At 71.5% G+C, this 5,455-nt stretch carries 1 protein-coding gene; it reads right to left on the bottom strand.

The window, feature by feature from the left end; translation table 11 throughout:
- Positions 1-155: 155 nt before the first annotated feature.
- The gene (locus ACR9ZG_RS17645; protein ID WP_481286150.1) at positions 156-5,450 is read right to left on the bottom strand and encodes a DUF7507 domain-containing protein; all 5,295 of its coding nucleotides are present in this window, start codon (positions 5,448-5,450) and stop codon (positions 156-158) included.
- Positions 5,451-5,455: the final 5 nt, after the last annotated feature.

Below are 5,455 nucleotides of genomic sequence, written 5' to 3'. Positions count from 1 at the left end.
GGGGGGGGGGGGGGGGGGGCCCGGGGGGGGGGGCCCCCCCCCCCGCGGGGGGGGGGGGGCCCGCCGCGGGGCCGGCCCGGGGGGGGGGGCGGGGCCGTTCCGCTTGCGCCGCGTCGCAGCCGCGCCGTGGTGCGCTGTGCCGCGCTTGTGCCGCGCTACACGGTGCTGCCCTCCGCGGCGGCGCCCTGCGCGGCGCGCCGCCGCCGGATACCCAAGAGGAACAGGCCGCCCAGGAGCAGGCTCAACGCTCCGAGCCCCAGCGGCAGGATGTCGGCTCCGGTGTGGGCCAGCACCGTCGGCTCAGGCGCGAGCGCGATCCGGACGGTGTTCGACGCACCGTCGACCTGCTGCCCCTTCGGACCGGTGCCGGTCGCCCAGGCCGTGTTCTCCACCCAGCCGCGGGCGACGTCGACGGAGGTGATGGTGTAGTTCGCCGTCGCGACGATCGTCTGTCCCGGCTCGAGAGTGCCGGGTGCTCCCGGCCACGCGCCGAACACGACAGGGCTGAGACCGTCGAGAGGGTCGGCGATCTGGACGCCGGTAAGGGTGACGTTGCCCGCGTTGGAGACCGTGATCTGGAATTCGACGCGGTCACCCACGCGGCCCGTGGCACCCGCCGCGAGCTGACCCGTCTTGGTCACGCTGAGCCCCGGAGCGCTCTGCGCCGGGAGCGGCACCGTGGCCTCACCGGGGCCCGACGGCACGGGCGTACCGTCCGGCGCCGTGCCGCTCGCGTGAGCGACGTTGGAGATGGCCCCGGCGTCCACATCTGCGTCGCTGATGGTGTGCGAGGCGCGGGCCGTCACCGTCTGGCCCGGGCTCAGGACGCCGTCGGCACCTGGCCAGGTGTACTCCAGCGGCGACAGCCCCTCCAGCGCGTCGCTGATCACGACGCCGGTCAGCGTGACGTTGCCGATGTTGGTGGCGGCGAACGTGTAGTTCACGAGGGAGCCGACATCTCCATCCGTCGGGTCGGCCAGGGTCGCCTGCTTCACCAGCGCCAGTCCCGGCTCAGGGTCGACCGGGACCACGGCCTCCGCCGGGCCGGCGGGGACCGGCGAGCCGTCGGGCGCCGAGCCGAGCGCGGTTGCGGTGTTCATCACCGCTCCGGCATCGACGTCCTCCTGCGTCAGCGTGTAGCTCGCGGTCGCGGTCGCCGTCTGACCGGGCGACAGGACGCCCGGTTCGGCCGGCCACGCGTACTGCAGGGCGGAGAGCCCGGGCAGCGCGTCGGCGATCGCGACGCCGGACAGCGTGACGGTGCCGGTGTTCGCGACGGTGAAGGTGTAGTCCACGGCGTCACCGGCCATCCCGGATGCTCCCGCTGCGAGAGCGGCCGACTTGGTCACCAGCAGCCCGGGCTGCGCGACGATCGGGACGACCGCCTCCGACGGACCGCTCGTCACCGGGATGCCGTCGGGCGATGCCCCCGTCGCGATAGCGCTGTTCATCACGGAACCCGCATCCACGTCGCGCTGAGTGAGCGAGTACACCGCAGTGGCCGTCGCCTCCTCGCCCGGTGCGAGCACCCCGGCCGCTCCTGGCCAGACGTACGCCGGGGCCGACAGGCCCGTGAGCTGGTCGGTGATCGCGACTCCCCGAAGGGTGACGTTGCCGGTGTTGGTGATCGTGAAGGCGTAGTCCACCTCGTCGCCCGCGCGCCCGGTGGCGGCGTCCGCCAGGGTGGCGGTCTTGACGATGCTCAGGCCCGGTTGCGGGATGAGCGGGACCACGGCCTCGGCCGGTCCGCCATCCACGGGATTGCCGTGGGGGTCGGCGCCGTGGGCGGTGGCGAGGTTCATCACCGAGCCGGAGTCCACATCGGCCTGCGTCAGCGTGTACGTCGCGGTGGCGGTGGCCGCCTCCCCCGGCGCCAGCACTCCCTGTGTCGCGCCGGGCCACGCGTAGCTCAGCGCGGACAGCCCGGCCAGCTGGTCGACGATCGAGACGGCCGACAGCGTCACGGTTCCTGCGTTGGTCGCGGTGAACGTGTACTCGATCGTCTCACCCGCCTTCGCCGTCGCACCCGCGGCCAGGGCCGCAGACTTCACCAGGTCGAGCTTCGGCGCAGCCGGGATCGGCACCACGGCCTCAGCAGGAGCGCTCGGCACGTCCATACCGTCGGGGGCCGTCGCCGTTGCGGTGGCGAGGTTGGTGACCGAACCAGCGTCAACGTCCGCCTGGGTCAGCAGATAGGTCGCCGTCGCGCTCGCGCTCTCGCCCGGAGCCAGCACACCAGCGGCACCGGGCCAGACGTATGCGATCGGGGACAGCCCGGCCAGCTGATCTGCGATCGTGACCGCGGAGAGCGTCACCGTGCCGGTGTTCGTGGCGGTGAAGGAGTACTCCACCGTGTCACCGGCCTTGCCGACAGCACCAGCAGCTAGGGCGCCGGCCTTCACCAGGGCGAGCCCCGGATGCGGGACCAGCGGGACGATGGCCTCGGCCGGAGCCGTCGGCACGTCATCCCCCTTAGGCGCCTTGCCCTGCGCGGTCGCGACGTTCCTGACGCCCCCGGCGTCCACGTCCGCCTGGGTCAGCACGTACGTCGCCGTCGCGGTCGCGATCTGTCCGGGAGCCAGGACACCGGTCGCACCCGGCCAGCTGTAGCTGAGCGCGGAGACGCCTGCGAGCTGGTCCGCGATCGACACCCCGTGCAGAGTGACCGTGCCCGTGTTCGTCATCGTGAACGAGAAGTCCACCGTGTCACCGGCCTTCCCCGTCGCACCCGCGGCCAGAGCACCGGTCTTCACCAGCTCCAGCACCGGCTTCGGAGCAAGCGGCACCACCGCCGGAGCCTCCGGCGAATCCACGCCACCACCCGTCGGATCCGTGCCATGCGCGGTCGCGAGGTTCATCACCGACCCCGAATCCACATCCGCCTGCGTCAACGTGTACGACGCCGTCGCCGTCGCCACCTGCCCCGGCGCCAGCACGCCCACGCCAGCCGGCCACGAGTATGCGGGCTTCGACAGCCCGGCCAGCCGGTCCGCCAGGGAGACACCGTTCAGGGTCACCGTTCCGGAGTTCGTCGCTGTGAACGTGTACTTCACCGTGTCACCGGCCTTGCCCACCGCACCCGCAGCGAGCGCCGCCGACTTCACCAGGTCGAGCGCCGGCTTGGGCGTCAGCGGAACCACCGCCGGAGCCTCCGGCGAATCCACGCCACCACCCTTCGGGTCCGTGCCATGCGCGGTCGCGACGTTCATCACCGAACCGGAGTCCACATCGGCCTGCGTCAAGGTGTAGGTCGCGGTCGCGGTGACCGCCTCACCCGGTGCCAGTGCACCTGCCGTCGCGGGCCAGACATAGCTCAGCACCGACAGTCCGGCGAGCCGATCGGCGACCGAGACGTTGGACAGTGTCACCGTGCCGGAGTTGGTGGCCGTGAACGTGTACTCCACCGCGTCGCCTGCCTTCCCGGTCGCGCCGGCCGCGAGCGCGGCCGACTTCACCAGGTCGAGCTTCGGCGCAGCCGGGACCGGCACGACAGCCTCGGCCGGAGCGCTCGGCACGTCCGTCCCATCCGGCGCCTTCCCGTTCACGGTGGCGACGTTCTTCACCGAACCGGCATCCACATCCGCCTGCGTCAGGACATACGTCGCCGTCGCAGTCACCTGCTCACCCGGCGTGAGCACACCCGCCGCACCCGGCCAGGTATAGCCGATCATCGAAAGTCCAGGCAGTTGGTCAGTGATGGACACAGCCGACAACGTCACGGTGCCGCTGTTGGTCGCCGTGAAGGAGTACTCCAGGGTGTCACCGGCCTTGCCTGTCGCGCCCGCCGCCAGAGCGCCGGTCTTGACCAGTTCGAGCTTGGGGGCCGGGGCGACCGGGACGATGGCCTCCGCCGGAGCGGACGGGACGTCGCCGCCCTTGGGGTCCGTGCCGTGCGCGGTTGCGACGTTCTTCACCGACCCGGCGTCCACATCCGCCTGGGTCAGCACGTACGTCGCCGTCGCGGTCGCGGCCTGTCCGGGAGCCAGCTCACCAGCAACACCGGGCCACGTGTAAGCGAGCACGGAGACGCCTGCCAGCTGGTCCGCGATCGACACCCCGTGCAGAGTGACCGTGCCCGTGTTCGTCATCGTGAACGAGAAGTCCACCGTGTCACCGGCCTTCCCCGTCGCACCCGCGGCCAGAGCACCGGTCTTCACCAGCTCCAGCACCGGCTTCGGAACCAGCGGCACCACCGCCGGAGCCTCCGGCGAATCCACGCCACCACCCGTCGGATCCGTGCCATGCGCGGTCGCGAGGTTCATCACCGACCCCGAATCCACATCCGCCTGCGTCAACGTGTACGACGCCGTCGCCGTCGCCACCTGCCCCGGCGCCAGCACGCCCACGCCAGCCGGCCACGAGTATGCGGGCTTCGACAGCCCGGCCAGCCGGTCCGCCAGGGAGACACCGTTCAGGGTCACCGTTCCGGAGTTCGTCGCTGTGAACGTGTACTTCACCGTGTCACCGGCCTTGCCCACCGCACCCGCAGCCAGAGCCGCCGACTTCACCAGATCCAGCTGCGGCATGGGCGTCAGCGGAACCACCGCCTCGGCGGGTCCTGTGGGGACGTCCGTACCGGATGGCGACTTCCCGAGCGCGGTTGCGACGTTGATGACCGATCCGGCATCCACGTCGGCCTGCGTCAGCGTGTAGGACGCCGTCGCCGTGACCGCCTGGCCGGGAAGCAGTACGCCCGGCGCCGCCGGCCAGCTGTACGCGAGGGACGACAGGTTCGGCAATTGGTCCGCGATTGAGACGCCGGACAGCGTCACCGTGCCGGAGTTGGTGGCCGTGAACCCGAAGTGAACGCGGTCGTCGGCTTTGCCGGTCGCTCCGCTCTCCAGAGCCCCGGTCTTCACGAGGTCGAGCTGCGGCTGCACCGTCAAAGGCACGGTCGCCGTGCCGGGATTGCTCGGCACCGGCTGCCCGGCAGGATCGGTGCCCTTCGCCGTCGCCACGTTGGTGACAGCGCCGGCGTCGACATCCTTCTGCGCGATGGTGTAGCGCGCGGTCGCGGTCGCCTGCTGGCCCGGCTGGAGGACTCCGGGTGCGGCCGGCCACTGATACGTGAGTGCGGAGAGGCCGGGCAGCGGATCCGTTACAGCGACGCCGGTCAGCGTCACGTTGCCCGCGTTCGTCACGGTGAACGCGTACTCCACGTTGTCGCCGACGACACCGGTTCCTCCGGTCGACACGACCGACTTCGTGAGCGTCAATCTGGGCGTCTGAGCGAGCGGAACCGTGGCGGGCGCCTTCGGCGAGTCCACCCCCGCACCCGACGGCGCGGTGCCGTGCGCCTGCGCCAGGTTGGCGATCGAGCCTGCATCCAGGTCGTGCTGCGTGACGGTGTAGGTCGCCGTCGCGGTCACCTTCTGACTCGGCGCCAACGTCCCAGCCGCACCCGGCCACGAATACACCGGTGCGCTCAGACCGACCAGCTGGTCCGCGATCGTGA

The organism is Leifsonia sp. KNZ12-8B (genome assembly GCF_056755495.1).
This window is presented reverse-complemented; position numbering and strand designations above follow the sequence as displayed.